This window comes from Pseudopontixanthobacter vadosimaris (genome assembly GCF_012979275.1).
Taxonomy (GTDB): domain Bacteria; phylum Pseudomonadota; class Alphaproteobacteria; order Sphingomonadales; family Sphingomonadaceae; genus Pseudopontixanthobacter; species Pseudopontixanthobacter vadosimaris.
The window spans coordinates 94,783-118,960 of the sequence record NZ_JABASZ010000025.1 but is presented as its reverse complement, the minus strand read 5'-3'; the positions used below and the strand labels follow the sequence as shown (position 1 = coordinate 118,960).

General features: G+C 64.8%; 23 protein-coding genes and 1 tRNA gene. 9 read left to right on the top strand and 15 right to left on the bottom strand.

Going from position 1 to position 24,178, the window contains the following annotated elements; translation table 11 throughout:
• The first annotated feature begins 57 nt into the window (after positions 1-57).
• The 4 genes from HG250_RS05725 (at position 58) to msrB (ending at position 4,299) form a co-directional block, all read left to right on the top strand.
• Positions 58-1,095 (top strand): ABC transporter ATP-binding protein, encoded by a 1,038-nt coding sequence (locus HG250_RS05725; protein ID WP_170003571.1) that lies wholly within the window; start codon positions 58-60, stop codon positions 1,093-1,095.
• Positions 1,092-2,348 carry an ABC transporter permease gene (locus tag HG250_RS05720; RefSeq protein WP_170003568.1) on the top strand — a complete coding sequence of 419 codons (1,257 nt, stop codon included), beginning with the start codon at positions 1,092-1,094 and terminating at the stop codon, positions 2,346-2,348. The genes HG250_RS05725 and HG250_RS05720 overlap by 4 nt, the downstream gene beginning before the upstream one ends.
• Before the next feature lie 93 nt (positions 2,349-2,441).
• Complete coding sequence (locus tag HG250_RS05715) at positions 2,442-3,764, top strand: cytochrome P450 (protein ID WP_170003565.1); 1,323 nt, start codon at positions 2,442-2,444, stop codon at positions 3,762-3,764.
• 43 nt (positions 3,765-3,807) lie between these two features.
• Positions 3,808-4,299, top strand: a complete 492-nt coding sequence (gene msrB / locus HG250_RS05710) for a peptide-methionine (R)-S-oxide reductase MsrB (RefSeq protein ID WP_170003563.1) — start codon at positions 3,808-3,810, stop codon at positions 4,297-4,299.
• Between the two features lie 76 nt (positions 4,300-4,375).
• Here the strand turns inward: msrB and HG250_RS05705 are convergent, their stop codons facing one another.
• The 4 genes from HG250_RS05705 to HG250_RS05690 all read right to left on the bottom strand — a co-directional run bounded on the left by HG250_RS05705 (position 4,376) and on the right by HG250_RS05690 (position 6,345).
• Positions 4,376-5,020 (bottom strand): PilZ domain-containing protein, encoded by a 645-nt coding sequence (locus HG250_RS05705; RefSeq protein WP_170003560.1) that lies wholly within the window; start codon positions 5,018-5,020, stop codon positions 4,376-4,378.
• 338 nt (positions 5,021-5,358) lie between these two features.
• A tRNA-Leu gene (locus HG250_RS05700) sits at positions 5,359-5,444 on the bottom strand.
• Between the two features lie 68 nt (positions 5,445-5,512).
• Positions 5,513-5,794 (bottom strand): integration host factor subunit beta, encoded by a 282-nt coding sequence (locus HG250_RS05695; RefSeq protein ID WP_170003557.1) that lies wholly within the window; start codon positions 5,792-5,794, stop codon positions 5,513-5,515.
• 194 nt (positions 5,795-5,988) lie between these two features.
• On the bottom strand, positions 5,989-6,345 hold the full coding sequence (locus HG250_RS05690; RefSeq protein WP_170003554.1) for a GntR family transcriptional regulator: 357 nt from the start codon (positions 6,343-6,345) through the stop codon (positions 5,989-5,991).
• A 291-nt stretch (positions 6,346-6,636) separates the two neighbouring features.
• Here HG250_RS05690 and HG250_RS05685 point away from each other — a divergent pair, with 291 nt between their 5' ends.
• The 4 genes from HG250_RS05685 (at position 6,637) to HG250_RS05670 (ending at position 11,629) form a co-directional block, all read left to right on the top strand.
• Positions 6,637-8,286, top strand: coding sequence for a peptide MFS transporter (locus HG250_RS05685; RefSeq protein ID WP_170003551.1), 1,650 nt, complete (start codon positions 6,637-6,639; stop codon positions 8,284-8,286).
• 75 nt (positions 8,287-8,361) lie between these two features.
• Positions 8,362-9,750 (top strand): amidohydrolase, encoded by a 1,389-nt coding sequence (locus tag HG250_RS05680; RefSeq protein WP_170003548.1) that lies wholly within the window; start codon positions 8,362-8,364, stop codon positions 9,748-9,750.
• Positions 9,747-11,123 (top strand): amidohydrolase family protein, encoded by a 1,377-nt coding sequence (locus HG250_RS05675; RefSeq protein ID WP_170003545.1) that lies wholly within the window; start codon positions 9,747-9,749, stop codon positions 11,121-11,123. Before HG250_RS05680 ends, HG250_RS05675 begins: the two co-directional genes overlap by 4 nt.
• Positions 11,120-11,629, top strand: a complete 510-nt coding sequence (locus tag HG250_RS05670) for an FKBP-type peptidyl-prolyl cis-trans isomerase (protein ID WP_338103868.1) — start codon at positions 11,120-11,122, stop codon at positions 11,627-11,629. The genes HG250_RS05675 and HG250_RS05670 overlap by 4 nt, the downstream gene beginning before the upstream one ends.
• Before the next feature lie 274 nt (positions 11,630-11,903).
• On the opposite strand, the gene dxs is transcribed toward HG250_RS05670, so the two are convergent.
• The 7 genes from dxs to rpe all read right to left on the bottom strand — a co-directional run bounded on the left by dxs (position 11,904) and on the right by rpe (position 19,778).
• Positions 11,904-13,835 carry a 1-deoxy-D-xylulose-5-phosphate synthase gene (gene dxs / locus HG250_RS05665; RefSeq protein WP_170003542.1) on the bottom strand — a complete coding sequence of 644 codons (1,932 nt, stop codon included), beginning with the start codon at positions 13,833-13,835 and terminating at the stop codon, positions 11,904-11,906.
• Between the two features lie 120 nt (positions 13,836-13,955).
• Positions 13,956-14,468 (bottom strand): Fur family transcriptional regulator, encoded by a 513-nt coding sequence (locus tag HG250_RS05660; protein ID WP_240956929.1) that lies wholly within the window; start codon positions 14,466-14,468, stop codon positions 13,956-13,958.
• A 57-nt stretch (positions 14,469-14,525) separates the two neighbouring features.
• On the bottom strand, positions 14,526-15,203 hold the full coding sequence (msrA, locus tag HG250_RS05655) for a peptide-methionine (S)-S-oxide reductase MsrA (protein WP_170003540.1): 678 nt from the start codon (positions 15,201-15,203) through the stop codon (positions 14,526-14,528).
• Between the two features lie 29 nt (positions 15,204-15,232).
• A complete protein-coding gene (locus HG250_RS13040) occupies positions 15,233-15,364 on the bottom strand; it encodes a hypothetical protein (RefSeq protein WP_277348070.1) in 132 nt (43 codons plus the stop codon).
• A 154-nt stretch (positions 15,365-15,518) separates the two neighbouring features.
• On the bottom strand, positions 15,519-17,135 hold the full coding sequence (gene purH / locus HG250_RS05650; protein WP_170003538.1) for a bifunctional phosphoribosylaminoimidazolecarboxamide formyltransferase/IMP cyclohydrolase: 1,617 nt from the start codon (positions 17,133-17,135) through the stop codon (positions 15,519-15,521).
• Positions 17,136-17,139: 4 nt separating this feature from the next.
• Positions 17,140-19,026 (bottom strand): heparinase II/III family protein, encoded by a 1,887-nt coding sequence (locus HG250_RS05645; RefSeq protein WP_170003536.1) that lies wholly within the window; start codon positions 19,024-19,026, stop codon positions 17,140-17,142.
• Between the two features lie 80 nt (positions 19,027-19,106).
• Positions 19,107-19,778 carry a ribulose-phosphate 3-epimerase gene (gene rpe, locus HG250_RS05640; protein WP_170003936.1) on the bottom strand — a complete coding sequence of 224 codons (672 nt, stop codon included), beginning with the start codon at positions 19,776-19,778 and terminating at the stop codon, positions 19,107-19,109.
• Between the two features lie 409 nt (positions 19,779-20,187).
• Here rpe and HG250_RS05635 point away from each other — a divergent pair, with 409 nt between their 5' ends.
• Complete coding sequence (locus tag HG250_RS05635) at positions 20,188-20,697, top strand: DUF2141 domain-containing protein (protein ID WP_170003534.1); 510 nt, start codon at positions 20,188-20,190, stop codon at positions 20,695-20,697.
• A 7-nt stretch (positions 20,698-20,704) separates the two neighbouring features.
• Here the strand turns inward: HG250_RS05635 and HG250_RS05630 are convergent, their stop codons facing one another.
• The 4 genes from HG250_RS05630 to mobA all read right to left on the bottom strand — a co-directional run bounded on the left by HG250_RS05630 (position 20,705) and on the right by mobA (position 24,175).
• The gene (locus tag HG250_RS05630; protein WP_170003532.1) at positions 20,705-21,625 is read right to left on the bottom strand and encodes a hypothetical protein; all 921 of its coding nucleotides are present in this window, start codon (positions 21,623-21,625) and stop codon (positions 20,705-20,707) included.
• Positions 21,622-22,698, bottom strand: coding sequence for a diacylglycerol kinase family protein (locus HG250_RS05625; protein WP_170003530.1), 1,077 nt, complete (start codon positions 22,696-22,698; stop codon positions 21,622-21,624). Before HG250_RS05625 ends, HG250_RS05630 begins: the two co-directional genes overlap by 4 nt.
• A 102-nt stretch (positions 22,699-22,800) precedes the next feature.
• Positions 22,801-23,580: a formate dehydrogenase accessory sulfurtransferase FdhD gene (fdhD, locus tag HG250_RS05620; protein ID WP_170003528.1), complete on the bottom strand. Its 780-nt coding sequence runs from the start codon at positions 23,578-23,580 to the stop codon at positions 22,801-22,803.
• Complete coding sequence (mobA, locus tag HG250_RS05615) at positions 23,573-24,175, bottom strand: molybdenum cofactor guanylyltransferase (protein WP_170003526.1); 603 nt, start codon at positions 24,173-24,175, stop codon at positions 23,573-23,575. Before mobA ends, fdhD begins: the two co-directional genes overlap by 8 nt.
• Positions 24,176-24,178 lie beyond the last annotated feature (3 nt).

The window sequence follows — 24,178 nt, the reverse complement described above, 5'->3', positions numbered from 1 at the left end:
CGATTGCTTCCGCTATGGGGGTTGCTCCTGTCGACTGGCGCGCTGTATCTGCCCGGCATGACAATGGTAGGGGATCGGCCGGTGACGGGCAACGCAGATCGGCACGGCTTCGGTCTTGAGGATGCTGCGGCAAGGGGTGCCGCTGGCGAACAGGGCGATCGCCCGCTGGCGCTGGAAGCGCGCGGGCTGGTCAAGCGGTTCGACGGCGTTCTGGCCGTCGACGGCGTCGATATCGAAGTGCCGCAGGGCGCAATCTACGGCATTCTGGGCCCTAACGGCGCGGGCAAGACGACGACGCTGCGGATGCTGCTGGGCATCATCGACCCCGACGAAGGCGTACGCCGGGTGCTGGGCCATGACCGGCCGCACGATATCGCGCGGCTGATCGGCTATCTGCCCGAGGAGCGCGGGCTCTATCCCTCGATGAAAGCACAGGATGCCATCGCTTTCATGGGCGCTTTGCGCGGCCTCCCCCTGCCCGAAGGCCGCGAAAGGGGCCGCGCCCTGATGGAAGAACACGGGCTGGGCCACGCCATCGACAAGCAGATCAGGCAATTGTCCAAGGGCATGGCGCAGACGGTGCAATTGCTCGGCACGCTGGTCCACCGCCCGCGCCTCGTCGTGCTGGACGAACCCTTTTCCGGCCTCGACGCGATCAACCAGGGCAAGCTGGAGCGCCTGATCCGCGGCCTGGCCGACGAAGGCACCACGGTAATCTTTTCCACCCACGTCATCGCCCATGCCGAACGATTGTGCGAAGGCATCGCCATCATCGCGGGTGGCAAGGTGCCGTTCACCGGGCTGGTCGACGAAGCGCGCGACCGCATCCCCGCACAGGTCAGGCTGGAAACCAAGGCGCAGGGCGGCACATGGCGCGCAGCTCTGCCCTCCGACGCCCGGCAGGAAGGCGACTTCTGGTTCTTTTCCCTGCCGGAAACGGGAATCGAACCGCTGCTCCGCGCGCTGATCGAGGGCGAGGCCGGTATACTTTCCCTCTCCATTGAGAGGGCCGGGCTTCACGACGCCTTCGTGCATATTGCAGGCGAAGCGGCCGCCGCCGAACTGGACCGCAACGCAGCGGAGAACGGCCGATGACCGGGCGCAAGACAGCAGCACCCCGCGAACACATCGCGCACGGTCACATAGAACGCCTGTCGACCTGGCAGGCGGCCTATGTGATAGCGCGCCGCGACTTCACCGCCATCCTTTTCAGCAAGGCGTTCCTGTTCTTCCTGATCGGACCGCTGTTTTTCATCGCCATCAGCGTCGGTGCAGGCTTCCTCGGTGCGAAGGCAGCTGACAGCGCCGACGAGCCGCGCCTGGCCGTTGCCTTGAACACGGATGACAGCACCCGCTTTGCCGAATCATGGGAACGGCTGGCGGAACTCGTGACGCTTCCCCGCATGGAGGTAGTTGCGCCGGAACGCGCAGCCGACATGCAGGCACTGCTGGCCGATGACGATGCCAATGTGGCGGCGGTGCTCACCGGGTCACTGGCGCAGCCCACCTTGACCGGCACGGCCGACCGGCTGGAACGCTGGCGAGGCGAGATCGCGCTGGTGGCCCGCGATGCAGCGGGCGCAGGCGGGGCGGTGCCGGACATCACCCTGGCGCCCACCCAGAGCAGCGCTGCCAGCCAGCGCACCGCCAATGCCGCGACCGCCACGGCGGCGCTGACGCTGCTGTTCCTGCTCACCATGCTGCTGGCGGGCATGGTGCTGTCGAATTTGGTGGAGGAAAAGGGTAACAAGATCATCGAGATCCTTGCCGCCTCGATCCCCATGGATGCCCTGTTCATGGGCAAATTATTCGCCATGCTCGGCATCAGTTTCGTCGGCATCGCGGTATGGGGCAGCGTTGCCGCGGCAGTGCTCATGCTGGGCGGTGCCGCCATTCCTCCCCTGCCCGAACCGGCGGTCGGCTGGCCGCTGTTCATGGCGCTGTTCCTCGTCTATTTCGCCATGGCCTATCTGCTGATCGGGTCGATCTTTCTGGCCGTGGGGTCCATGGCGCCGACGGTGCGCGACGTGCAGACGATCTCGATGCCCGCGACCATTCTGCAACTGGGCGTATTCTTCCTCGCCACCTATGCGATGACCGACGTGGGTTCGCCGGTAGAGCTTTTCGCCGTGCTGTTCCCGCTCAGCTCGCCCTATGCCATGGTGGCACGGGGGGCGCAGGTGCCGGTTCTGTGGCCGCATCTGCTGATGCTGGCCTGGCAGGCGTTCTGGGTCGTCATTTTCGTGAAAACGGGTGCGCGCCTGTTCCGCAGCCGGGTGATGAAATCGGGGCCGCAGAACGGCCGCGGCGGCCTGCTGGCGCGTTTGCGGGGCAAACCGGCAGGCTGAGGCACGCAGCCTATTGACACTTGTGTCAGCAGGTTCACACTCCGCATCAGAAAGCTGCCCGGCGAACGAGGCAGCACCGACGGAGAGACAGTCATGGCCACGCAACTCGCAAGCCCACCCACCTACCGCACCGCGCCCACTGCGGTCGATGCGCTGGAAAAACATCTGCGCGAGAACCCGCAGCAGAAGTGGCATCATCCGCATCCCGGCGATGTCAGCCGCAGCGACATCTATGCCGAAGACCGCTGGCAGCCGATTTTCGCCGATCTGCGCGCGCGCGGGCCGATTCATTACGTGGATGACAGCCCGTTCGGCCCGCACTGGAACGTGGTGCAACACAAGGCGATCCAGCATGTCGAATCGCTGCCCGAGCTTTATTCCAGTTCGTGGGAGCATGGCGGCATCACCATCCTGAGCCGGCGCGACGACATTCCTCCCGAGGAACGTTTCGAACTGCCGATGTTCATCGCCATGGACCGGCCGCAGCACACCGGTCAGCGCCGCACCGTGGCGCCTGCCTTCACGCCTGCCGAGATGAAGCGGATGGAAGCCGATATCCGCCAGCGGACGGGCGAGGTGCTCGACCGCATCCCCGAAGGCGAAACCTTCGACTGGGTCGACAAGGTGTCGATCGAACTGACCACGCAGATGCTGGCGATCCTGTTCGATTTTCCGTGGGACGACCGCCGCCTGCTGACCTTCTGGTCGGATTGGGCGGGCGATACCGAGATCGCCCTGGTCCGCGACCTCGACGAATATCGGCAGGGCATATTGCTGGAGATGGGCCAGTATTTCCAGGCGCTGTGGGCAGAACGCGCGGGGCAGGAACCGCGCCCCGACCTGATTTCGATGATGATCCATTCGGACGCCATGAACAATATGAGCCCCAGGGAATTCATGGGCAATCTGGTCCTGCTGATCGTCGGCGGCAACGACACGACCCGTAACACGATGTCGGGCATCATCCACGCCCTGCACAGCTTCCCCGACCAGCGGGAGTTGTTCGAAAGCGATCCTTCGCTCATCCCCAACGCAGTGCAGGAATGCCTGCGGTATCAGACCCCGCTCGCACACATGCGGCGCACGGCCAGCGAGGATGCGGAACTGTTCGGCGAGCAGGTGAAGAAGGGCGACAAGATCGTCCTCTGGTATCTTTCCGCCAATCGCGACGAGACGGTGTTCGAAAATCCGGACAGGCTCGACATCACGCGCGAGAATGCCCGCCGGCACATCGCCTTCGGCTATGGCATCCATCGCTGCGTCGGCGCGCGCCTGGCCGAATTGCAGCTGCGTATCCTGCTGGAGGAAATGCACGAGCGCCGGATGCGGATCGATGTCGTCGGGGAAGTGGAACGGGTGCGCGCCAATTTCGTGCATGGCTTCCGCAAGATGCCCGTTCGGATGAGCCGGTTCTGACGCGTTCAGCAAAGGTTGTGGCAGGCCCTGCTAACAGCCTGATATGACAACAGATCAACTCTCCCGCCGGAAGGCGCTGTCGTGGCTCGGCATCGGTGCCGCGGTGCCCATGCTCGGTGCTTGCGGGAGCCGCGCCGAAGCGCGCAGCTACCGTGTTTCTCTCACCGAGGCGCAGTGGCGCAGCAAGCTGACGAAACAGGAATTCGCGATTCTGCGCAAGGCGGGCACGGAACGGCCCTATTCCAGCCCGCTGAACAAGGAAAAGCGCGCGGGAACCTACATCTGTGCCGGTTGCGACAATGCGCTATACGCTTTCAGGACCAAGTTCGAGAGCGGCACCGGATGGCCGAGTTTCTGGAAACCGCTGCCCGGCGCTATCGTGACTGCCACCGATTACAAGATCGGCTATCCGCGCACCGAAGTGCTCTGCGCCGATTGCGGCGGGCATCTCGGCCATGTCTTCGACGACGGGCCGCAACCCACGGGCAAGCGTTACTGCATGAACGGCGCAGCCATGCATTTTCGGCCCGGCTGATCGGGGCTGCCTGATCGGGGTGGCTGGCCCGGGGCTGGCGTTGATCCCGGCTGACGATCGGGCCGACATGCCAGCATCAGCAAGCGATCAGGGCAGGGCATTGCAGCGTCGCCGCCAGCAATGCGAATTCGGGCAGCGCGAAAGTGGTCTCGAATACCAGCCCGTGCTCCTCGCCCTTGCGCCAGCGGACCTTCGCGCGAATATCGGGCAGGTGACGTGCCCGTAATCTGACCGGCTGGTCGATCGCCAGGGGCAGGGTTGTCTGCATGCGGGCACCCTGCTGGGACAGGTTTCCGATGAGTCCTTCGCCCGATGCGAGCGGCGACACCACCTCGACGGGCAAGTGGATGCCGATTCGCAGCGGACGCTTGGGAAAGTCGCCCTGCCCCGCAATGGCGCGATCCACGTCCAGCGGGTCCAGAAAGCGGAACCCGGCATGATTGCCCTCCTGCCAGATGCGCGCAACGGGGTGGCGGTCACCATTCTGCATCTCGAGTTCCATGCGGCTTCCCGAAGGCAGGCGATGAAAACATCGCAGGCTCACCCCTGTTTCCGAAATGTCGCGCAGCACGCACAGGAACTCGCCGCGCGAAAAGATCAGCTTCGCCGGGCGGATGAGCAGGGAATAACGCGGCGCGGCGCGCTTGTCGTGCGGCGCATTCGACTGAACTCGAGGCAGCGCGCTGATTGCCGGATCGCCCTGCCGATGGGTTTGGCCCATCACGGCAAGTGCTGCATCGCGCAAAACGTTCTGTTCACAACCTGATCCTGCGATCCCGTTAGCGATCAGTTGCAATCCATCGCTGCCCATCCCACCGAAACCCATAGCCCCGCCGCCCCCCCCATGCTTTTATCGCAGCGGGTAAGCAGTCGACCCGCCTGATCCGCTGCCGCCGAGATGGCGCTAACAGCGTCAATCCTGGGTGAGGATCAGCCTAGGCAGAATATCTTACCTCGGGCACCGCTCGATGTGGCCAGCCCGATGTTGCCAGCCCGATGTTGTCGGCCCGATGTGGTCAGGCCGATATTGTAAGATGGTGCGGCGGGGCGGGACGAAAATGGTGCGGGTGGCGGGAATCGAACCCGCACATCCAAAGGATACGGGATTTTAAGTCCCGCGCGTCTACCAGTTTCACCACACCCGCATCGGCGCCGGCGAGTAGCGGAATCGAACGAACCGTTCAATCGTTCTGCGCGGCCCGACGCCGGAACGTCACTTGACCTTGAGCCGCTCGCGCATCTCCTTGCCCGGTTTGAAATAGGGCACCCGCTTGGCCGGCACCTCCACCGATTCGCCGGTTCGCGGATTGCGGCCGGTCCGCGCCTGGCGCTCGCGCGTCGAAAACGCGCCGAAGCCGCGGAGTTCCACGCGGCCGCCGGCAGCAAGCCGGCCGGCAATCTCTTCGAAGAAAATGTCCACGACCTGCTCGATTTCTTCTGCATTCAGGTCGGGATTGTCCCCGGCCATTGCCTGCAAGAGTTCGGACCTGATCATTCATGGCTCCTGTCGCGATGCGCTTTTGCTGCTCGTCTCCCCAAACCTTGAGACGGGCCGGGGATTGTTTCACCTGCGGTTGGCCGCAGAACGACCGGCGGCTCTGAAACTTGTGATGTTCCGACCGCGCGAAAATGCAATGTTGCAGGATACGATCAGGCAGTTGGTTCCAAAGCTAGACATAAGTTAAATACCTAGGCCGGCGCAACCGTAGAATCCTGTTCGTCGAGCAGGCACCGGGCGCTCAACCCCAGGCAATTGATCCGGGCCTGGATTTCCGGCCATTCCCTGTCGAGAAAATCTGCGCGCATCATGGAAAGCAGCGCTTCCGCCGCACCGGGCGCGACGAACATCCCGACGCCGCGCTGCACCCTTACGATACCGTCGGCCTGGAACTGCTGATAGGCCTTTGCGACCGTCAGCGGGTTGGCACCCTGTTCCGCGGCAAAGGCACGCACCGACGGCAGCATGGCCCCTTCCGCATAATCGCCATCGATAATGGCGGCGGCGATGATATCGCGCAGTTTCAGATATACGGGGCGGTTGGGCATCCAGACTCCGGCTTGGCGCTTGTCTCCAACTTCGGACCTGCCGCAGGAGGCCTGTCCGGCGGTGTCAATGCCGCCGCATCGACAGCGCGCACCCGCAAGCAAGGTGCCTCACTGCCATAATACAGCGCATCGCGTCAAGCCCGGTGCCTTCTTGCCGAGGATCGGGAAGCCGGATCGTGTCAGTTGAAACTAGCGCTTCACACGAAAGATTTTGGCGTTAGTGTCGCCCCCTTGAACGCGGGCCGAGAACCCGCGCAGGATTATCTTGATACGAGGGAGGGCCATAGCCCCATGACGTTCGAACTCATTCTGTTCTGGGGGGCTGTGATCGTGCTTGGCGCGTTCCTGCTCGGCGGAGTCGTCATCACCACCACCAAGGGCGAAGAAGCCTTCGGCCATCCCAAGGGGCTTTTCGTCCTCTTCCTCGCCGAGATGTGGGAGCGGTTCTCCTATTACGGCATGCGCGCCCTCCTGATCTTCTACCTGGTGCAGCACTGGCTGTTTTCCGATGCCGAGGCATCCGTCATCTACGGCGCCTATACCGCGCTGGTCTATATCACGCCGGTCGTCGGCGGCTATCTGGCAGATAAATATCTGGGTCAGCGCAAGGCCGTGCTGTTCGGGGCGATCCTGCTGACGCTGGGCCACTTCTTCATGGCGTTCGAAGGCGATGGTGGACAGGCCGACCCGGTCATCAACATCTTCTGGATGGCGCTGGCGCTGATCATCGTCGGCTCCGGCTTCCTGAAGGCCAATATATCGGTCATCGTCGGGCAACTTTACCCCCGCACCGACATTCGCCGCGATGCCGGTTACACCATCTTCTACATGGGCATCAACGTCGGCGCGGCCACCGCTTCGATCATCTGCGGCTATCTCGGCCAGACCTATGGCTGGCAGTACGGTTTCGGGCTCGCCGGTTTCGGAATGCTGATCGGCCTCATCTTCTTCGTGCTGGGTAAGCCGCTGCTGCGCGGCCGGGGTGAGCCGAAGAACCCGGCTGTTCTAAAGGAAAAATTCGCCGGCCTGCCGCGCGAATGGAGCATTTATGGCCTTGGCCTGCTGATGGTTGCCCTGTGCTGGCTGGCGGTGCAGTATCAAGAACTGGTCGGCGGCGTGCTTGGCCTCTTCGGCGGCGCGCTCGTGCTCTACGTGCTCTACATCGCAGTGGCGAAGCTGCCTTCGGAAGAACGCGACCGCATCTTTGCAGCGCTGTTCCTGATCCTCACGTCCATCATCTTCTGGGCACTGTTCGAGCAGGCCGGTTCCAGCCTCAACCTCTTCACCGATCGCCATGTCGACCGGCAGGGCGTGGAGGCATCCATGTTCCAGTCGGTGAACGCCATCTACATCATCCTGCTGGCACCGGTCTTCGCGGCGATGTGGCAGTTTCTCGGCAAACGCCGTGCGGAACCATCCACGCCGCTGAAATTCGGCCTCGGCATCGTGCAAGTGGGCCTCGGTTTCCTGGTGCTGGTCTGGGGCGCGAATTCGGTCGGGGTGGATGTTCCGACGCCGGTGATCTTCATCTTCCTGATCTACCTGCTGCACACCACGGGCGAGCTTTGCCTGTCGCCGGTCGGCCTGTCGGCGATGAACCGGCTTGCGCCGGCGCACATGGCATCGCTGATCATGGGCACCTGGTTCTTCGCTTCGGCCACCGGCAATTTCGCCGCCGGCCTTATCGCGGCAGCCACGGGTGCGGAAAGCCTGGAGGGCGAAGCGGCCACCAAATCCACCGTGCTCGATGTCTATTCGACCGTGGGCTGGACCGCCGTTGCGGTGGGCGTCGGCGTGATGGTAGTCAGCCCGCTGGTGAAGAAGCTGATGCATCTCGACACGCTGAAGGACGACGATGTCGGCGACGATCTCGACGGTCAGGCGCAAGCCGGGATCGAGGCGCAGGAAGCCGGCATGCACCCGGCGACCCGCCCGCAATAGGCAGACAGAGCAAAAAAGGGGGCGCGGCAAAATTCGCGCCCCTTTCATCTTTCGATATCCTTCCACGGGGCTTTCATGAACCAATCCTTCTTCCGCAGTCCGCTCGCGGGCAGCATAACGGCGGCGCTAGCCGTGACTTTGCTCGGTGCCTGCGCCTCCAGCACTGACGAACAGGCGCGCAGCACGCGCGTGGCGAGCACGGTGCCCTATGCCTCCACCTATAGTGCCTATCCGGGTCAGCCGACCGCCCTGGTCGGCGCGACGATCTTCGACGGCGAAGGCGGACGAATCGACAATGGCACGGTGCTGTTCGCGGATGGCAGGATCGTGGGCACAGTCCCGGCAGGCCTCGCCATTCCGGCAGGGTACACCCGCATCGACGGGACAGGCAAATTCGTTACGCCGGGCGTCATCGACATCCATTCGCATCTCGGGGATTATCCGACGCCGTCCGTCGATGCCCATTCCGACGGCAATGAAGCGACCGACCCCACCACGCCCGAAGTCTGGGCGGAACATTCGGTCTGGCCGCAGGATCCCGGCTTTAGCCGCGCGCTCGCTAACGGCGGCGTCACCGCGCTGCAGATCCTGCCGGGCAGCGCCAATCTGACAGGCGGACGTTCCGTCACGCTCAAGAATGTCCCCAGCCGCACCGTGCAGGGCATGAAATTTCCCGGCGCGCCTTACGGCATGAAGATGGCCTGCGGCGAAAATCCCAAGCGGGTCTATGGCGGCAGGGGCCGCGCGCCTTCCACCCGCATGGGCAATTTCGCGGTCAACCGGCAGATGTGGCTCGATGCCCAGGAATATGCCGATGGCGACCGCAAGGATCGCGATCTGGCAAAGGAAACGCTTGCCGGTGTGCTGGATGGCGACATCCTGATCCACAACCATTGCTACCGCGCGGACGAGATGGCGCTGGTGCTCGATATGGCGAAGGAATTCGGCTACAAGGTCACCGCGTTCCACCATGCCGTGGAAAGCTACAAGATTGCCGACCTGCTGCGGGAGGCAGGCACCTGTTCCGCCATCTGGGCCGATTGGTACGGCTTCAAGATGGAAGCCTATGACGGCATCCCCGAAAACGCCGCGCTCGTCCAGAATGCGGGTGCCTGCGTCATCATTCATTCCGATGACGAGAATGGTATCCAGCGGCTGAACCAGGAGGCTGCCAAGGCGCAGGCCGACGGGCGCCGCATGGGCATCGACATTCCCGACGAGCAGGTGGTGAGCTGGTTCACGCTGAACGCCGCCCGCGCCATGGGCATCGCCGATGTGACCGGCAGTTTGCGGCAGGGCAAGATGGCCGATCTGGTGCTGTGGAACGGCAATCCGCTCAGCGTCTATTCCCGCCCCGAAAAGGTCTGGATCGACGGTGCCATGATGTTCGACGCGATGGACCCGAAACGCAGGCCGGTCAGCGATTTCGAACTTGGCCAGCCCGGCGAAGGAGACGTGAAATGAAGGCGCTGAACAGATTGATGATCGGTGCCGCACTGGCCTTTTCGGCGCCTGCCATGGCGCAGGATTTCGCCATCACCAATGCTACGGTGGCGACCGGCGACGGCAGCGATCCCGTGCAGAACGCCACCGTGGTGGTGCGCGGCGGGAGGATCGTCGCCGCGGGCAGCGGTATCGCCGCGCCCGCTGGCATGCAAATCGTGGACGGCAGCGGCCGCTGGGTCACGCCGGGGATCGTCGCCACCGTTACCGACCTCGGCCTGTGGGATGTCGGCGCGGTGCAGGAAAGCAATGACATCCGTTCGGGCAATTCGCCCTTCAGCGCCGCACTGGACGTCGCGCCTGCCATCAACCCGTCGTCCCAGCATGTGCTGGTCAGCCGCGCAGCCGGAATCACCCGCGCGGCAACCGTCTCGCGGCCGAGCAGTTCGATCTTCGGTGGGCAAGGCGCACTGATCGACCTCGGCGCGGATGCGGATGCGGTGACTCGCCCGCGCGCGTTCCAGTTGGTTTCGCTGGGCGAAGGCGGCGGCAGGCTGTCCGGCGGCAGCCGCGTATCGGCGCATGCCCTGTTCCGCAATGCGCTGCTCGAAGCCCGCAATTTCGCACAAGGCGGCGCGGCGATCAGCGGCACCGCCTCGCGCCCCGCCGAGCGGCGCACCGGCGACGATCTGCCGGTCGATCCGCGCCTTGCGGACAATCGGACCGAGCGCGGCGATGACGTGTTGCTCTCCCGCTTCGATGCTGCGGCGCTGGCCCCGGTGGTGAACGGCAGCCAGCCGCTGTATGTCGAGGTGGAGCGCGCAGCCGATATCCGGGCCGTTCTCGCCCTGCGTGAAGAATTCCCGCGCCTCGACCTCGTGCTGGTGGGCGCAAGCGAGGGCTGGCTGGTTGCCGATGCCATTGCCGCTGCCGGCGTGCCGGTGATTGCGGATGGTCTGGACGATCTGCCCGAACGGTTCGAGCAATTGGCCGCGACGCAGAGCAACATCGGCCGCATGGTGCGCGCAGGCGTCAAGGTCGCGATCAATGCCGCCTCCATGGAACAGCCCCGCTACCTGCCGCAATATGCCGGTAATCTGGTCGCCCTGTCGCGTATGCCGGGCGCCGCCGGGCTGAACTGGGGCCAGGCCTTTGCCGCAATCACCTCGGTTCCTGCCGAGATCAGCGGGATGGCCGGACGCTACGGCACTCTCACCGCCGGGGCGGCAGGCGACGTGGTGATCTGGGATGGTGATCCGCTGGAAGTTACCTCCGCCCCTGTCGCCGTCTATATCGACGGGGTGCCGCAGCCGCTGGAAAATCACCAGACACGGCTGCGGGACCGCTACCGCGATCTCGATGAGAGCGATCTTCCGAAGGCTTATGACTGGTGAAACACCTGTTTACCCCGATGGGCAGCGCGGCCCTGGCGCTTGGCGCCTGCTTCGCCGTGACGCTGACGGCGCTGGCGCAGGGCAGCAGCCCTGCCGCCGCAGATCTTTCGCAGGATGCCGCATGGCACAACAGACAGCAGGCGGCGCTTGCCAGCCGTGCCGCCAGCGGCGAATGGCAGTCGCTGGAAGACGGCTTGCTATGGCGGCGGATCGCAGGCGATGGCAGCGGCGGGCATCCCCGGGTCAGCGACGGCGTGACGGTGCATTATGCCGGCACGCTGGTCGACGGGACGACATTCGACAGTTCCTTCGATAGAGGTGAACCGGCGACTTTCCCGCTTGGACGGCTGATTCCCGCATGGCAGGCTGCAATACCGCAGATGGGCATCGGCGATACGATAGAGATCGCCGCGCCCTCCGTAACTGCCTACGGCCCTCGCGACAAGGGGCCGATTCCCGGCGGCGCAACGCTGCTCTTCACGATACAATTACTCGGCATCGAATAGGCGCGATTCATTCTTCCCCCCGGCGAAGGGTAATCGGGACAGATCTGGGAACAGATAACCCTTTTCGAGCCGGGCTTCTACCACACGAGCCGGCGGTCGCCAGCATGCTGCCGGTGCCGTGCTGTTCACGGGATGCCGACCGGCAGGCTTGTCCTGCCTTACCCATCACCATGGTATGGGGTTTCGCTCCGTGAGTGCCCGCTCGCAGGACCACAGGCTGGTGCGCCTGATGACCGGCAACTATCCGGTGCCGGGCGCTCCGGGTTGCTTGAGGTCAGGCGCGCGCCTCTTCCACGCCTGCGCTGTTGTGTCGCAGCGCCTTCAGCACCGTGTCGACGATCTGCGGAGCATTCAGCCCCGCTTCGTCATATTGCTTTTCCGGCGCGTCATGATCCTGGAAGATGTCGGGCAGCCGCATCGTGCGGATTTTCAGACCGCTATCGGTCAGGCCGCCATCGGTCAGGCCATTGTCGCTGGCGAAAGTCAGGACATGCGCGCCAAGGCCGCCGATGGCGGCTTCTTCCACCGTCACCACCACCTCGTGGCTGCGCATCAGCCGTTCGATCAGTTCGGTGTCGAGCGGTTTGGCAAAGCGCAGATCGGCCACCGTCGTAGACAGGCCCTTCGCCTCCAGCTGCTCCGCCGCCTTCATGGCTTCGGCCAGCCGCGTGCCGAGGCTCAGCAGCGCGACCTTCGTACCCTCCTTCACCACCCTTCCCTTGCCGATGGGCAGGCGTTCGGGCGTGGCGGGCAGCGCCACACCCGTGCCCGCGCCGCGCGGATAGCGGAAGGCGATCGGTCCGCTGTCATGGCAGGCGGCAGTGTAAGTCATGTGGACCAGTTCCGCTTCATCCGCCGCGGCCATCACCACGAAATTAGGCAGGGTGGAAAGATAGGTCACGTCAAAACTGCCGGCATGGGTCGCCCCATCGGCGCCTACCAGACCGGCGCGGTCGATGGCGAAGCGGACGGGCAGGTTCTGGATCGCCACATCATGCACGACCTGATCGAAGGCGCGTTGCAGGAAGGTGGAATAGATGGCGCAGAACGGCTTCATGCCCTGCGCCGCAAGGCCGGCGGCGAAGGTCACGCCGTGCTGTTCGGCGATGCCTACATCGAAGCTGCGCGTCGGGTGGGCCGCGGCGAATTTGTCGACGCCGGTGCCGCTCGGCATGGCGGCGGTGATGGCGCAGATCCGCTCGTCCGTCTCGGCAAGCTGCGCCAGCGTTTCGCCGAACACGTTCTGATAGCTGGGCGGTCCGCCGCTCGATTTCGCCTGCTTACCGGTGACGACGTCGAATTTGGCGACACCGTGATATTTGTCCGACGCATCCTCGGCAGGGGCATAGCCCTTGCCCTTCTGCGTCACGACATGGATCAGGACCGGTCCCTCCTCCGCATCGCGCACATTTTCCAGCACGGGAACGAGATGGTCGAGATTATGCCCGTCGATGGGGCCGACGTAATAGAAGCCCAGTTCCTCGAACAGGGTGCCGCCCGTCACCATGCCACGGGTGAATTCCTCCGCCTTGCCCAGCGAACGGTGGACCCGGCGCGACAATTTGTTCGCCATGCGCGAGGCCAGGCTGCGCAGGCCCAGATATTCGCTGCTCGACACCATGCGCGCCAGATAGCCGGACAACCCGCCCACGGGCGGCGCGATCGACATGTCATTGTCGTTCAGGATCACGATCAGCCGGTTGCCCGCCTGTTCGGCATTGTTCATCGCCTCATAGGCCATGCCCGCGCTCATCGCACCATCGCCGATCACGGCTATGGCCTTGCCGGGTTTTCCGGCCAGCTTGTTCGCCACGGCGAAGCCGAGCCCTGCCGAAATCGACGTGCTGGAATGCGCCGCACCGAAGGGATCGTATTCGCTTTCGCTGCGCTTGGTGAAGCCGGACAGGCCGCCGCCCTGGCGCAGGGTACGGATGCGGTCGCGCCGACCGGTCAGGATCTTGTGCGGATAGGCCTGGTGCCCGACATCCCAGATCAGACGGTCTTCCGGCGTGTTGAACACATAGTGGATCGCCACGGTCAGTTCGACCACGCCCAACCCGCTGCCCAGGTGGCCGCCGGTCTGTCCGACCGTATCGATCATCTCGTCGCGCAATTCATCCGACAATTGCCGTAATTGCTTCGGGTCGAGCTTGCGCAGATCGTGCGGCGTGGGCGTTTTATCGAGAAGGGGGGTCTGCGGCATCATCTTTTCCTGTGTTCCGCCGGGATTAGCCGCAAGCGCGCGCCCTGTCGACCGGTGCTTGCCGGACGAAGGCCCTCAGGCCGCCCCCGGCGTCTGGCACCCGCCAGTGCTTCGGATGCCGGTTCAGGCGGCGCAATCGCCGCATAAGCCGCGCAGTTCGACGACCGGTCGGATATTGGCGAAACCCGCGCCCTGCCCCGCCTGCCGCAGCGCCCCGGTCACCCGGTCATCGTCGAGGTGGCGGGCGGAACCGCAATCGTCGCAGATGACGAAGATGCAATCGTGGCGGCAGCCGGGATGGGTGTTCACCAGATAGGCATTCGCGCTCTCGATCCGGTTGGCCAGATTATTCGCCACGAACAGGTCGAGAATACGGTACACGCTGTTCGGCGCGACACGCTTGCCCCGCCGGGCGGAGAGGCTGTCGGCAATGTCATAGGCGCTGGCCGGCCTGTCCTGGCAGGCGAGTTCGTTGAAGATGTCGGCCCGCATGGCGGTCCATTGCTCGCCGGATGCGGTCAGCGCATCGCGCGCCGCCGCAATCAGCTTCTCGCCCGAATGTTCCCGGTGTCCGTGCATCGATCTGCCGGATTCGGCAGAAACGGAGGAAAGTGTGGGTGCGGCTGTTTCGATCATGGGCCGACTATATCGCGATTGACGATCTTTCACCACCACCGGGCGTGAAAGTGGCGGTCAATCCTTGACGAATGTCGCGCGGTGGACCGCAGGATACATCTGCGCCAATGCGCGCACCTTGGGGGCATCCCAGCGGGTGATGTAGGAATGGCGTGGATTCTTCTCCATGAAATCCTGATGATAGGCTTCGGCGGGGTAAAACTTCTTGTACGTTTCCAGCTGCGTCACGATCGGCGCATTCCATTTGCCCGATCTTCCCATCTGTTTCAGATAAGCGGCAGCGACGGCGCGCTGGTCGTCACTCATCGGGACGAGCGCGGCGCGGTACTGGCTGCCGCGGTCCGGACCCTGGCGGTTCTTCAGCGTCGGGTCGGCAACGACGGAAAAGAAGATGCGCAGCAATTGATCGTAGCGGATCTGCGACGGATCGTAAGTGACGCGCACCGCTTCGGCATGGCCGGTCACGCCGCTGTTGACCCGGTCGTAAGTGGCCGTGGCCTCGTTCCCGCCATGATAGCCGGACACTGCGCTTCTCACGCCTTTGACCCGTGAAAAGACGCCCTCCACGCCCCAGAAACAGCCGCCTGCGAAAATCGCTGTCTTGAGGCCGGATTCCTTGCTCTTTTTCAAAGCGGCAGGCGCCGCCACGACAGGTTCCGCGGCGCTGGCCACCTGATTGCATCCGGCCACGGCGAGTCCGGCTGCGGCAAGCAGGGGGAGAAAGGATTTCATCATATGTTCGGTTCCAGTCCGTAACCCGCCAATCAGAAAATCGCTGCCAGCGTATGCGGCACGGTGTCCCAGAGCGCTCCACCCGCCTGCACCGAAAGCGCCAGCGCACCGCCGACGAAGCCGATGGCGAAATTGCGGTAAAGGTCGGATTTGAAGATACGCATGGGAATTTCCGCTGTTTTTGTTCTTGTTGGCATCGCGATAAGGCACTGTCGCTGACCTCGCCCTGAATATGCAAATTGCCTGTGGTTCATACGTGGGAACACGCGCGCCAGCTTCAAGCCGGCGCGAATCTGGCGACACGGGGTTCTGACGCGATCAGTGCCGGAAGTGACGAATTCCGGTGCACACCATCGCCAGCCCCACCTTGTCGGCGGCTGCAATCACCTCGTCATCGCGGATCGACCCGCCGGGCTGGATGATGGCGGTCGCGCCGGCTTCGGCCGCGGCGACAAGCCCGTCGGCAAAGGGAAAGAAAGCGTCGGATGCCACCGCACTGCCGGCGGTGCGGGGCTCGGCCCAATTATATCGCTCCGCCGCCTCGGCCGCTTTCATCGCGGCGATGCGCGCGCTGTCGCGGCGGTTCATCTGGCCGGCACCAATGCCGGCAGTCACCCCGTCCTTTACATAGACGATGGCGTTGGACTTCACATGTTTCGCCACGGTCCAGGCCATCATGCAGTCGGCCAGTTCACGCTCCGTCGGCTGGCGCTTCGTCACGACCTTGAGATCGGCAGGCGCGATGCTGGCGCTGTCGCGGCTCTGCATCAGCAGCCCGCCGGCAATGGTCTTCACAGTATGCCCTGCGCGTTTCGCATCCAGCATATCGCAGGTGAGGAGCAGGCGCAGGTTCTTCTTGGTCGCAAATGCCGCGCGTGCGGCTTCATCGGCACCGGGCGCGATGACGACTTCGGTGAAGATGTCGGTGATCGCTTCGGCGGTCGCCCCGTCCAGCGGGCGGTTGCAGGCGATGATGCCGCCGAATGCCGAAACGCTGTCGCAGCGCAGAGCTGCTTCATAGGCCTCGAGGAGCGTGTCACCCGATGCGACCCCGCACGGATTGGCATGCTTGACGATGACCACCGTTGGCGGCCCGCCGGCGAATTCGGCCACCAGCTCAAGCGCCGCATCGGCATCGTTGTAATTGTTGTAGCTGAGCGCCTTGCCCTGCACCTGCTCGGCTGCGCCTACGCCGCTCGCCATTTCCGAAGCATCGAGATAGAGCGCCGCGTCCTGATGCGGGTTTTCGCCGTAACGCAGGATGTCCGCGCGCCGATAGCGCAGCGACAGTTCAGCGGGGAACTGGCCGCCTGCCGAAGCAGCGCCTTCCGCATCTTGCCCCTCCTCGCTCGCGAACCAGCCGGCAATCGCGGAATCATAGGCGGCGGTGGCGGCAAAGGCCTTGGCGGCCATTCGGGTTCTCAGCGACCGGGTCGTCGCCCCGTCCGCCGCATCCAGTTCCGCGATCAGCATCGGGTAATCGGCAGGATCGGTGACGATGGTGACATAGCGATGATTCTTGGCCGCAGAGCGCACCATGCTTGGGCCGCCGATGTCGATGTTCTCGATGATCGCGTTCCGCTCCGCGCCGCTGGCGACGGTTTCCTGGAACGGATAGAGATTGACGATCACGAGATCGATCGCGCCGATCCCGTGCTGCTGCATCGCGGCGGCATGATCGGCATCGTCGCGCACCGCCAGCAATCCGCCATGCACCATGGGGTGCAACGTCTTGACCCGTCCGTCCATCATTTCGGGAAAGCCGGTCACATCCGCCACGTCGCGGACCTCCAGGCCCGCCTCGCGCAAGGCTTTCGCCGTGCCGCCGGTCGACACCAGTTCCACCCCGCGCTGCGCCAGTTCCCTGCCAAGGTCCGCAAGGCCGGTCTTGTCGGAAACGGACAGCAGCGCCCGCCTGATCGTCACGTCGTTCAATGTTCTATCCCATTTTCTTCAGGAGCCAGGTGAAACTGCCGCCCCCGCGCGAGGTAAGGCCCTGGATCACCATCTGCTGCACCGGCTGCGGCCTGCCGAGCGCATCGACCCACAGGCTTTCCTCGACGGACACTTCGCCGCCGAGATCGTCCGATTCATTATTGGTGCCGGTGCGGAACTGCCAGGTCGAACCGTCCGGGAGGCCGAGGCTGGCGCCGCGCCTGTCGTCGGACAGCCGCAAATCGGCGCCGGGGCCGACGTGGAAACGCAGGGCGAAACCGATCTTGCCGCGTTTGCCGGGCTTGCCTGCGGGGATCAGCAAATCTTCGCCGCGCAGTTCGGTCCCATCGTCGCGCAGGATCAGGATGCGGCGATGCAGCAGACCATATCGCGCGGCATATCCGTCATGGCTCGCCTCGATCTTCGTGGCAGTGCCCTGGTTCGTCTTAAGCGTGCGGCGATCGACCTCGACCTCGCCCACGCCGCCGCCCAGCTTGCCATTGATGAGGACGGCAGTGGAATTCGCATCGTCGAGCACCAGCGTCGAATGAGCCGCCGTGGCGCGCAATCCCTGCTCGATCCGCACCGGAACCTGCCCACCCGCAAAAGCCGCCCCGCCGCAATTGACGATCAGGCGATGGGCACCCGACGACAATTCGAAGGCCAGGGTCGACGCGCAGCCGTGGCGCGCATGGCGACTGAGCGGCGGCGGTGCGGCGTCGAACAGCAGCACGGATCGCCCTGCCGCGACGCGCTGATAGCCCCATTGGCGCACATCCTTCAGCGGCCGCGTGCGGATGCCGCTCGCCTCCACCAGACCGGCGATGCGATCGTGCGAAACGGCGCCCGCTCCCTGCCAGCTGCCCAGCGCCCCGTCCGAATGCACCAGGGCGAGAAGCGGCGGCACCAGCAGCGCCAGCAGCGCGTCCAACGCGGCGGGCTGCTCCTGATCGACCGCCCGGTAACAGGCGCGCAATTCCACCAGCAGGGCAATCGCTTCCATCTGGTCGATGGGGCTGCGCGACAGCACGCCGCCGTCATCGGCGACCAGTTCGCCCAGTGCGCGGATCAGCCCCGCCTCGCCGAACAGGCGGCGCGGACGCCCGTCAGGCAGCAGCAGACCGGCGGCGGTGATCGCACTCCATCCGGCAATTGCGCCCAGCCGGTCGGGTGCGCGGGTTACATGACGGTCGAGCCAGCGCGCGGTATCCGCCGCAGCAGCAAGCACCTGGCCGCGCAGAGCGCCGTTCTGGCCGCCCATGGCCAGCGGGGCATGTACCAGCCAGTTGAGCAGGCGGTGCCCGGTATTGTCGACCTGCCAGGCCGGGCCTTTGTGTGGTTTCGGATTGGCGGCCAGCCATGCCGCCAGCACGCGTTCCGCCGCCGATGTGCATTGTTCGCGCGGGGCGCAGGAGGCAAGATCGCGCAGCCAGGTGAAGCCATGCACGACCCGTTCGAATACCGGAGTCAGCCGCGCTGCGGGCGCAAAATCGACCTGCGCGATCGGCGCCTTGACGCCATGGACGAGGAAATGCCCCGCCCGCAGCGCGACGCCTGCAGCGCGCTCCCCCGCAAGCGGGCTGTCGACCGTTGCCAGCAGCCGGGGGCGGGACGGCTTGCGAAACGGCGCGGAAAGGGTCTGTCCGGGCACGCCCAGCCGATAGGCAAGACGCACCAGCCGGTCTGCCGCGCCCAGCGGCGGCGCACGATAATCGGCATGGACCAGCGACCGGCCGGGCTCCAGCACCTCGCCGGCGGGTCCGCCGCGGGAGGCCTGACGATCCCGGTCCTTCCCTGCCGCCTCCGCCGTCCGGCCCTCTTCCAAGGCAGGAGGTGCAGTCTCGGCCAGCCCGGCCTCTGCCGGGTCGCCCGATTTCAGGGGAAGCGCCATCTCAGCCGCCTCGGCCGCGTCCGGAGCACAGCGCCCCGCTGATCGGCCCGCTTTCGATTCCGCTGCTGCCGGACCATCGTTCAAGCTGCATTCCCGGCCTGTCTGAGCGCGGCGATGTTGGCGGCATAGCAATCCGGCCCGCCCTTGAAGGTGGCGGACCCTGCGACCAGCACGTCGGCCCCCGCATCGACAGAGAGCCGCGCCGTCTCGGCATTCACGCCGCCATCGACTTCCAGGCGGATGTCGCGCCCGGACTTGTCGATCATCCGGCGCACGGCCTCCACCTTCTTCAATTGCGAATGGATAAAGCTCTGCCCGCCGAAACCGGGATTGACGCTCATCACCAGGACGAGATCGATATCGTCGATCAGGTAATCCAGCATCTTGGCAGGCGTTGCCGGGTTCAGCGATATCCCCGCCTGCTTGCCCAGACCCTTGATCGCCTGCACCGTGCGATGGACATGGGGGCCGGCCTCGGGATGGACAGTGATGATATCCGCCCCGGCTTCGGCAAATTCGGCGAGATAGGCATCCACCGGCGCCACCATCAGATGAACGTCGAAGGGCTTGTCCGTGTGCGGGCGCAGGGCCTTGACCACGGCGGCGCCGATAGTGATGTTGGGGACGAAATGCCCATCCATCACATCGACATGGATCCAGTCCGCACCCGCTGCATCGATGGCGCGAATTTCCTCGCCAAGGCGCGCGAAATCCGCCGAAAGGATCGAGGGGGAAATCAGCGGGGAAGCCATGCGCATGCGCTTTGCTGTTGGCCGGGCCGTCGATCGGGCGAAAAGCCGCGGCCGGGCATGGGATCTGGCCGGCAGGAAAGCCGGGCGCGTGACGATTACCCCTGCCAGCCGCCAGTCTCAAGCCGGGCGGGCGTCTTTTTCCACATGACGCATCGCAGATCTGCCGAACGGTCCCATTATGCGACAACCACCTCTCCGGTTCGGGCAACGCAGCCATGATCGCAATATATCGCCCGCCAGGGGGGCGGCGCCTGAACCTCGCTATCCCGCTGCTCCGGCATCTGCAGCGCAATTCAGCGCCAATTCAGAGCTTCGCCGCCATGCTGCACCTCAAGATACATCGGGAGAACGGTCGCTGGCCCTCCTTGTGCAGGATTCTCGAACCGTTGCCGCAGGGCGACGAGGAAGCATGATTGAAATGAAGAACAGCCGCAATCTGGCGGCGGCGCTGGCCGCCGCGGGCCTCGCCTTGTCCGCCTTCGTACCGGCCCAGGCCCAGTCCCGCTATGGGCGTAACGTCAGCAACGACATCTCCAAATGCCATCGCGGTGCCGGGCCTGCCATATTGGTGACGGTGGACGGCATCGAATCGTCGCGCGGCAGAATGCGCGCGGAAGTCTACAACGCCACTGCGAGTGACTGGCTGTCCTCCGGGCGCTGGCTGACGCGCACGGAAACTGCGGCAAAAGCCGGTACCATGCAGTTCTGCCTGCCGGTGTCTGCCGCCGGCACTTACGGCGTGGCCGTGCGGCATGATGCGAATGGCAATGGCAAGACCGACCTTTCGGAAGATGGCGGCGCGATGTCGAACAATCCTACCATCAACATCTTCAACCTCGGCAAACCGAGCTACCGCAAGGTGGCCTTCGGTGCGGGGCCGGGCGTCACGTCGATCAGGGTAAAGATGCGCTACATGTGAAGGCGGCCTAGCGCCTCCTTTCGCGCCAGACGTTCCACAGCACTCCCGGCGCGGCAAGAATGGGGTGCTTCTCGCGCCACGGAGTCAGCCTGACGCTGACGCCTGTATGGCGTTCGACCTTCCATGCACCATAGCGTGCCGCGCCGTCGAAAGTGGTCGTCGCCTTCATCAGGCGGGCAATGTTGAAGGGCTTGCCCAGCGACTGCCGGACGGCCCACCATCGCCTGACCCGCCGGCGCAGGTCCGGGGGCAGGCCAGGCGTGATCCTTTCGCCGTCTTGCGTGAAACCGATGCGGCGAGCCGTCAACGCAGCGCGCAGCAACCCTTCGAAATGGGCAGGATCCTTTGCGAGGATGCTTTCCTCCCGCCCCGGTTTTTCGACCCGCAGCTCGGCCCTGTAAGTGGCCCGGAACAGGCCTCGCCAGTAATCCCGCGCGGTTCCGGTCGCAGGTCCGAGCGCGACCGCGACCAGAGCGGCGGTTTTCGCCGCATCGGCCACGGCGGCCCTGACCCTGGCGCCCGCATCGTCATCCCGACTCCAGACGAGTGCCGCAGGCTGCACGAACCGCGTCCAGATTGTCGTGTCGCGTGACCGGCCCGCTGCCGCGCGCTCGAAGGTGGAGAGCGCCATGGTCGCGATCTTCGCCCGCAACAGATCGCCACCTTCCGCGCATTCGCGATAGCTGATGCGGGGCCATATCCGCCCCTGTTCCGCCCCCGGCATCAGGACGTAGAAATCGAGTACCCCTTCCAGGTCGCCGGTCCGCAGATTCGACCCGTAGAAGATCACCGCCAGCGCCCCCGCCTCATGCGCCAGACGTTCTGCGAAGCGTGAGACAGCCGGATCGACAACCCGCGCCAGCCGCTGTGCCACGCGCGTTTCCAGCGGCCCGACCTCCTGCGATCCAGCCTCCGGTGACGTGGTCATGGCACCACGAAGGACAGTTCCGGCCCTTCCCTGACGATATACTGGCCCGCCGGGAAAGCCTCTCCATCCAGGATGAACTGACCGCCGAGCGCGATGGCGAACTCCGCCGCCTCGATCCGGTGGAAGCCCGCACCGGAAAGCCATGGCGGATCGTAGCCGAACAGGGTCGCCGGCAGACTCGCCATCAAGGTGCGCCGCATCTTGTCCATCACGAACAACTTCAGGCCGCGCTGCCGTTTGCCGAACAGCTTGATACCGGCCGGCAGCCGTTCCAGCGTCGTCGCCACCAGCACGTCGCGGCGATCGGACGCTCCATATCCGCTGTGCCGCATGGACCGGCGCTCCGGCCCCAGGCGAATGTCCATGGGCACACCGCGCCGCCACTTGTTCGTCGGCGATCCGAACAGGGCCTGTATCACCGCCCAGATGACTGTCACGCCCACCGCCAGGCTGTTGAAGGCGCCCATCCGGTGGGCATCCTGCCCCGCCTGGATGCCGGTGGTAAAGGCTCCTGCCCCCAGAATGAAGCCCTGCAGGATGCCCGTTCCGCCCTCATCTGCGCCATGACCCCTATCAAGGCCCGGTTCGTCGGCGATTATCTGCAAGGGCCTGCGAAGGACGCGCCTGCCGCTGTGATGAGCGGCGATGGCATCGGCCAAAGACCAGTCGCCAGGCGCGCCCAGATCGATGTTCAGGGCGTTGGTCTTGCCCTTGGGCAGCACGGCAAGGGCGGGCCAGTCATCGCCGAACACCGCCTGCCCGCTGGTGAGAATGTCGCGCACCGTGCCATCGCCCCCATCGATGATGAGGTAGTCGACGCCCCTTGCCGCGAAATCGGCAAGCACTGCCGGCAACCTGTCCCGATCCGCGGGTTCGGCGATCATCACGCCCGGCAATTCGGCCCGTCCGCCACCACGATTGCGGTGGCTGCGAGGATTGAAGATCACTCCGATACAGGGGTCGCTCGTCGCCCGCATCCTGTTGCGAACATCGCCCCTGGCAAGCGCCCTGCCATGCGGCATGTCACTGCCCGGTGCCGGGATACGCGTGAATTCATGGATCGACCCGTTCATAGCAATTACGCCTTAGACCCCAATGCCCCTGTTTCGCACCCACTTTTTCGAGATCGCCCATGTGCAGGATGCTTGCATGCGGCGAAAGCGCGGAAACCGGTATCAGGATGACTGCCCCCTGCTCACCAGCAGCACGCTGTCATCGCGCGCCAGACAATAGAGCGTCAGCCCGGCATCATGCGCGCGGCTGATCGCCATGGTGGTGGGCAGGGATATGGTCACCAGCGTGGTCGCGCCCGCCCGCACCGCCTTTTCGACGATTTCGTAGGAACATCGCGCCGTGGACAGGATAAAGCCGTCGCAAGGATCGGCACCTGCAACCAGCGCTCCGCCGACCAGCTTGTCCATCGCATTGTGGCGGCCCACATCCTCACGCACGATCCCTATTCGTCCGTCGGATGCGGCGAGCGCGGCGGCATGGGCGGCGCGGGTGGCACTGCCGAGGGGTTGCAATCCGCGCAGGTCGGCAAGGGCACGAAAGATTGCGTCAGGCGCGATGGCGGCATGCGGCCGAACGTGCGGCAGCGGCACGGCAAGAGCGGCGAGATTTTCGATGCCGCAAAGGCCGCAACTCGATTCAGCCACGCGGTTACGCACCCGCTCCTGCAATTTCGCCGGCTCCACTCCGGCCAGGGTGGCGCGCAATATCCAGCCTGCCTCGACTTCCGCTGCTGAAAAATGCGTGAGGTCCGATGCGCCTTTCGCCAGCCCTTCCGCCACGGCGAAGCCCAGGGCGAAATCCTGCAAATCCGCCGGAGTGGCCATCATCACGGCATAGGAGAGACCGTTATATTCCATCGCCACGGGCACCTCCGGCACCCATTGCCGAGGCATGGGCTGGACCTGTCCATCGGCCGAAATCTGTAGCGGAGGTTCAACCATCGCTGCCCGGATCTTCGTTCAGCAGCCGGGCAAGATCCTGCGGCGTGTTGATATTGGCGAAGGCCTCGCCGCCCGGAATACGGCGCGCATCCACGGCATCGGCAAAGGCCCGCACCGCATGACTGGCGCTGGATCGCAGCAGCGCCTGAAGCGCAGCGAGAGTAACAACGGGCCAGAGGCCGACGATGGGCTGGGCCGCGAAACAGGCCGGGCCGGGCGACAGCCGGCGAGGCAGGTCGTCCGGAAGACCGGGCGTGTCCACACCTATGGTCAGAATGGCAGCGTAATTGCGTTCCCGCGCGTGCAGGAGCGCTCCTGCCATACCGCCCAGCGGCCCCATGCCGGGCTGCGGCCAATCCGGTACCGTCGTCACGCCCTGCGGAACCCCGCTGCGCGGCAGCGAGTCTGCCACGCCCCGCCCCTCGCCTGCGACAATCACGGCGGGGACCATGCGGCCAAGGCTGCGGATCGCATGGGCGAGGAGCGTCCGCCCTTCGAGGAAAGCCTGTGCCTTGTCGGTGCCAAACCGGCGCGACGCGCCACCGGCGAGCACGACTCCCAGCAGGTCGCCCGTGCCGTCCGGCACCTGTGGCATGGA

Coding starts and splice junctions, on each gene's coding strand:
- HG250_RS05625 (WP_170003530.1), bottom strand. CDS start 22,698: ATGAACGGGTCGATCCATGAATTCACGCGTATCCCGGCACCGGGCAGT.
- HG250_RS05630 (WP_170003532.1), bottom strand. CDS start 21,625: ATGACCACGTCACCGGAGGCTGGATCGCAGGAGGTCGGGCCGCTGGAA.
- HG250_RS05645 (WP_170003536.1), bottom strand. CDS start 19,026: ATGGCGCTTCCCCTGAAATCGGGCGACCCGGCAGAGGCCGGGCTGGCC.
- fdhD (WP_170003528.1), bottom strand. CDS start 23,580: ATGGTTGAACCTCCGCTACAGATTTCGGCCGATGGACAGGTCCAGCCC.
- msrB (WP_170003563.1), top strand. CDS start 3,808: ATGACAACAGATCAACTCTCCCGCCGGAAGGCGCTGTCGTGGCTCGGC.
- HG250_RS05675 (WP_170003545.1), top strand. CDS start 9,747: ATGAAGGCGCTGAACAGATTGATGATCGGTGCCGCACTGGCCTTTTCG.
- HG250_RS05705 (WP_170003560.1), bottom strand. CDS start 5,020: ATGGGCCAAACCCATCGGCAGGGCGATCCGGCAATCAGCGCGCTGCCT.
- dxs (WP_170003542.1), bottom strand. CDS start 13,835: ATGATGCCGCAGACCCCCCTTCTCGATAAAACGCCCACGCCGCACGAT.
- HG250_RS05690 (WP_170003554.1), bottom strand. CDS start 6,345: ATGCCCAACCGCCCCGTATATCTGAAACTGCGCGATATCATCGCCGCC.
- HG250_RS05660 (WP_240956929.1), bottom strand. CDS start 14,468: ATGATCGAAACAGCCGCACCCACACTTTCCTCCGTTTCTGCCGAATCC.
- mobA (WP_170003526.1), bottom strand. CDS start 24,175: ATGCCACAGGTGCCGGACGGCACGGGCGACCTGCTGGGAGTCGTGCTC.
- HG250_RS05685 (WP_170003551.1), top strand. CDS start 6,637: ATGACGTTCGAACTCATTCTGTTCTGGGGGGCTGTGATCGTGCTTGGC.
- HG250_RS05715 (WP_170003565.1), top strand. CDS start 2,442: ATGGCCACGCAACTCGCAAGCCCACCCACCTACCGCACCGCGCCCACT.
- HG250_RS05680 (WP_170003548.1), top strand. CDS start 8,362: ATGAACCAATCCTTCTTCCGCAGTCCGCTCGCGGGCAGCATAACGGCG.
- msrA (WP_170003540.1), bottom strand. CDS start 15,203: ATGATGAAATCCTTTCTCCCCCTGCTTGCCGCAGCCGGACTCGCCGTG.
- HG250_RS05720 (WP_170003568.1), top strand. CDS start 1,092: ATGACCGGGCGCAAGACAGCAGCACCCCGCGAACACATCGCGCACGGT.
- HG250_RS05635 (WP_170003534.1), top strand. CDS start 20,188: ATGATTGAAATGAAGAACAGCCGCAATCTGGCGGCGGCGCTGGCCGCC.
- rpe (WP_170003936.1), bottom strand. CDS start 19,778: ATGGCTTCCCCGCTGATTTCCCCCTCGATCCTTTCGGCGGATTTCGCG.
- HG250_RS13040 (WP_277348070.1), bottom strand. CDS start 15,364: ATGCGTATCTTCAAATCCGACCTTTACCGCAATTTCGCCATCGGCTTC.
- HG250_RS05725 (WP_170003571.1), top strand. CDS start 58: ATGACAATGGTAGGGGATCGGCCGGTGACGGGCAACGCAGATCGGCAC.
- HG250_RS05695 (WP_170003557.1), bottom strand. CDS start 5,794: ATGATCAGGTCCGAACTCTTGCAGGCAATGGCCGGGGACAATCCCGAC.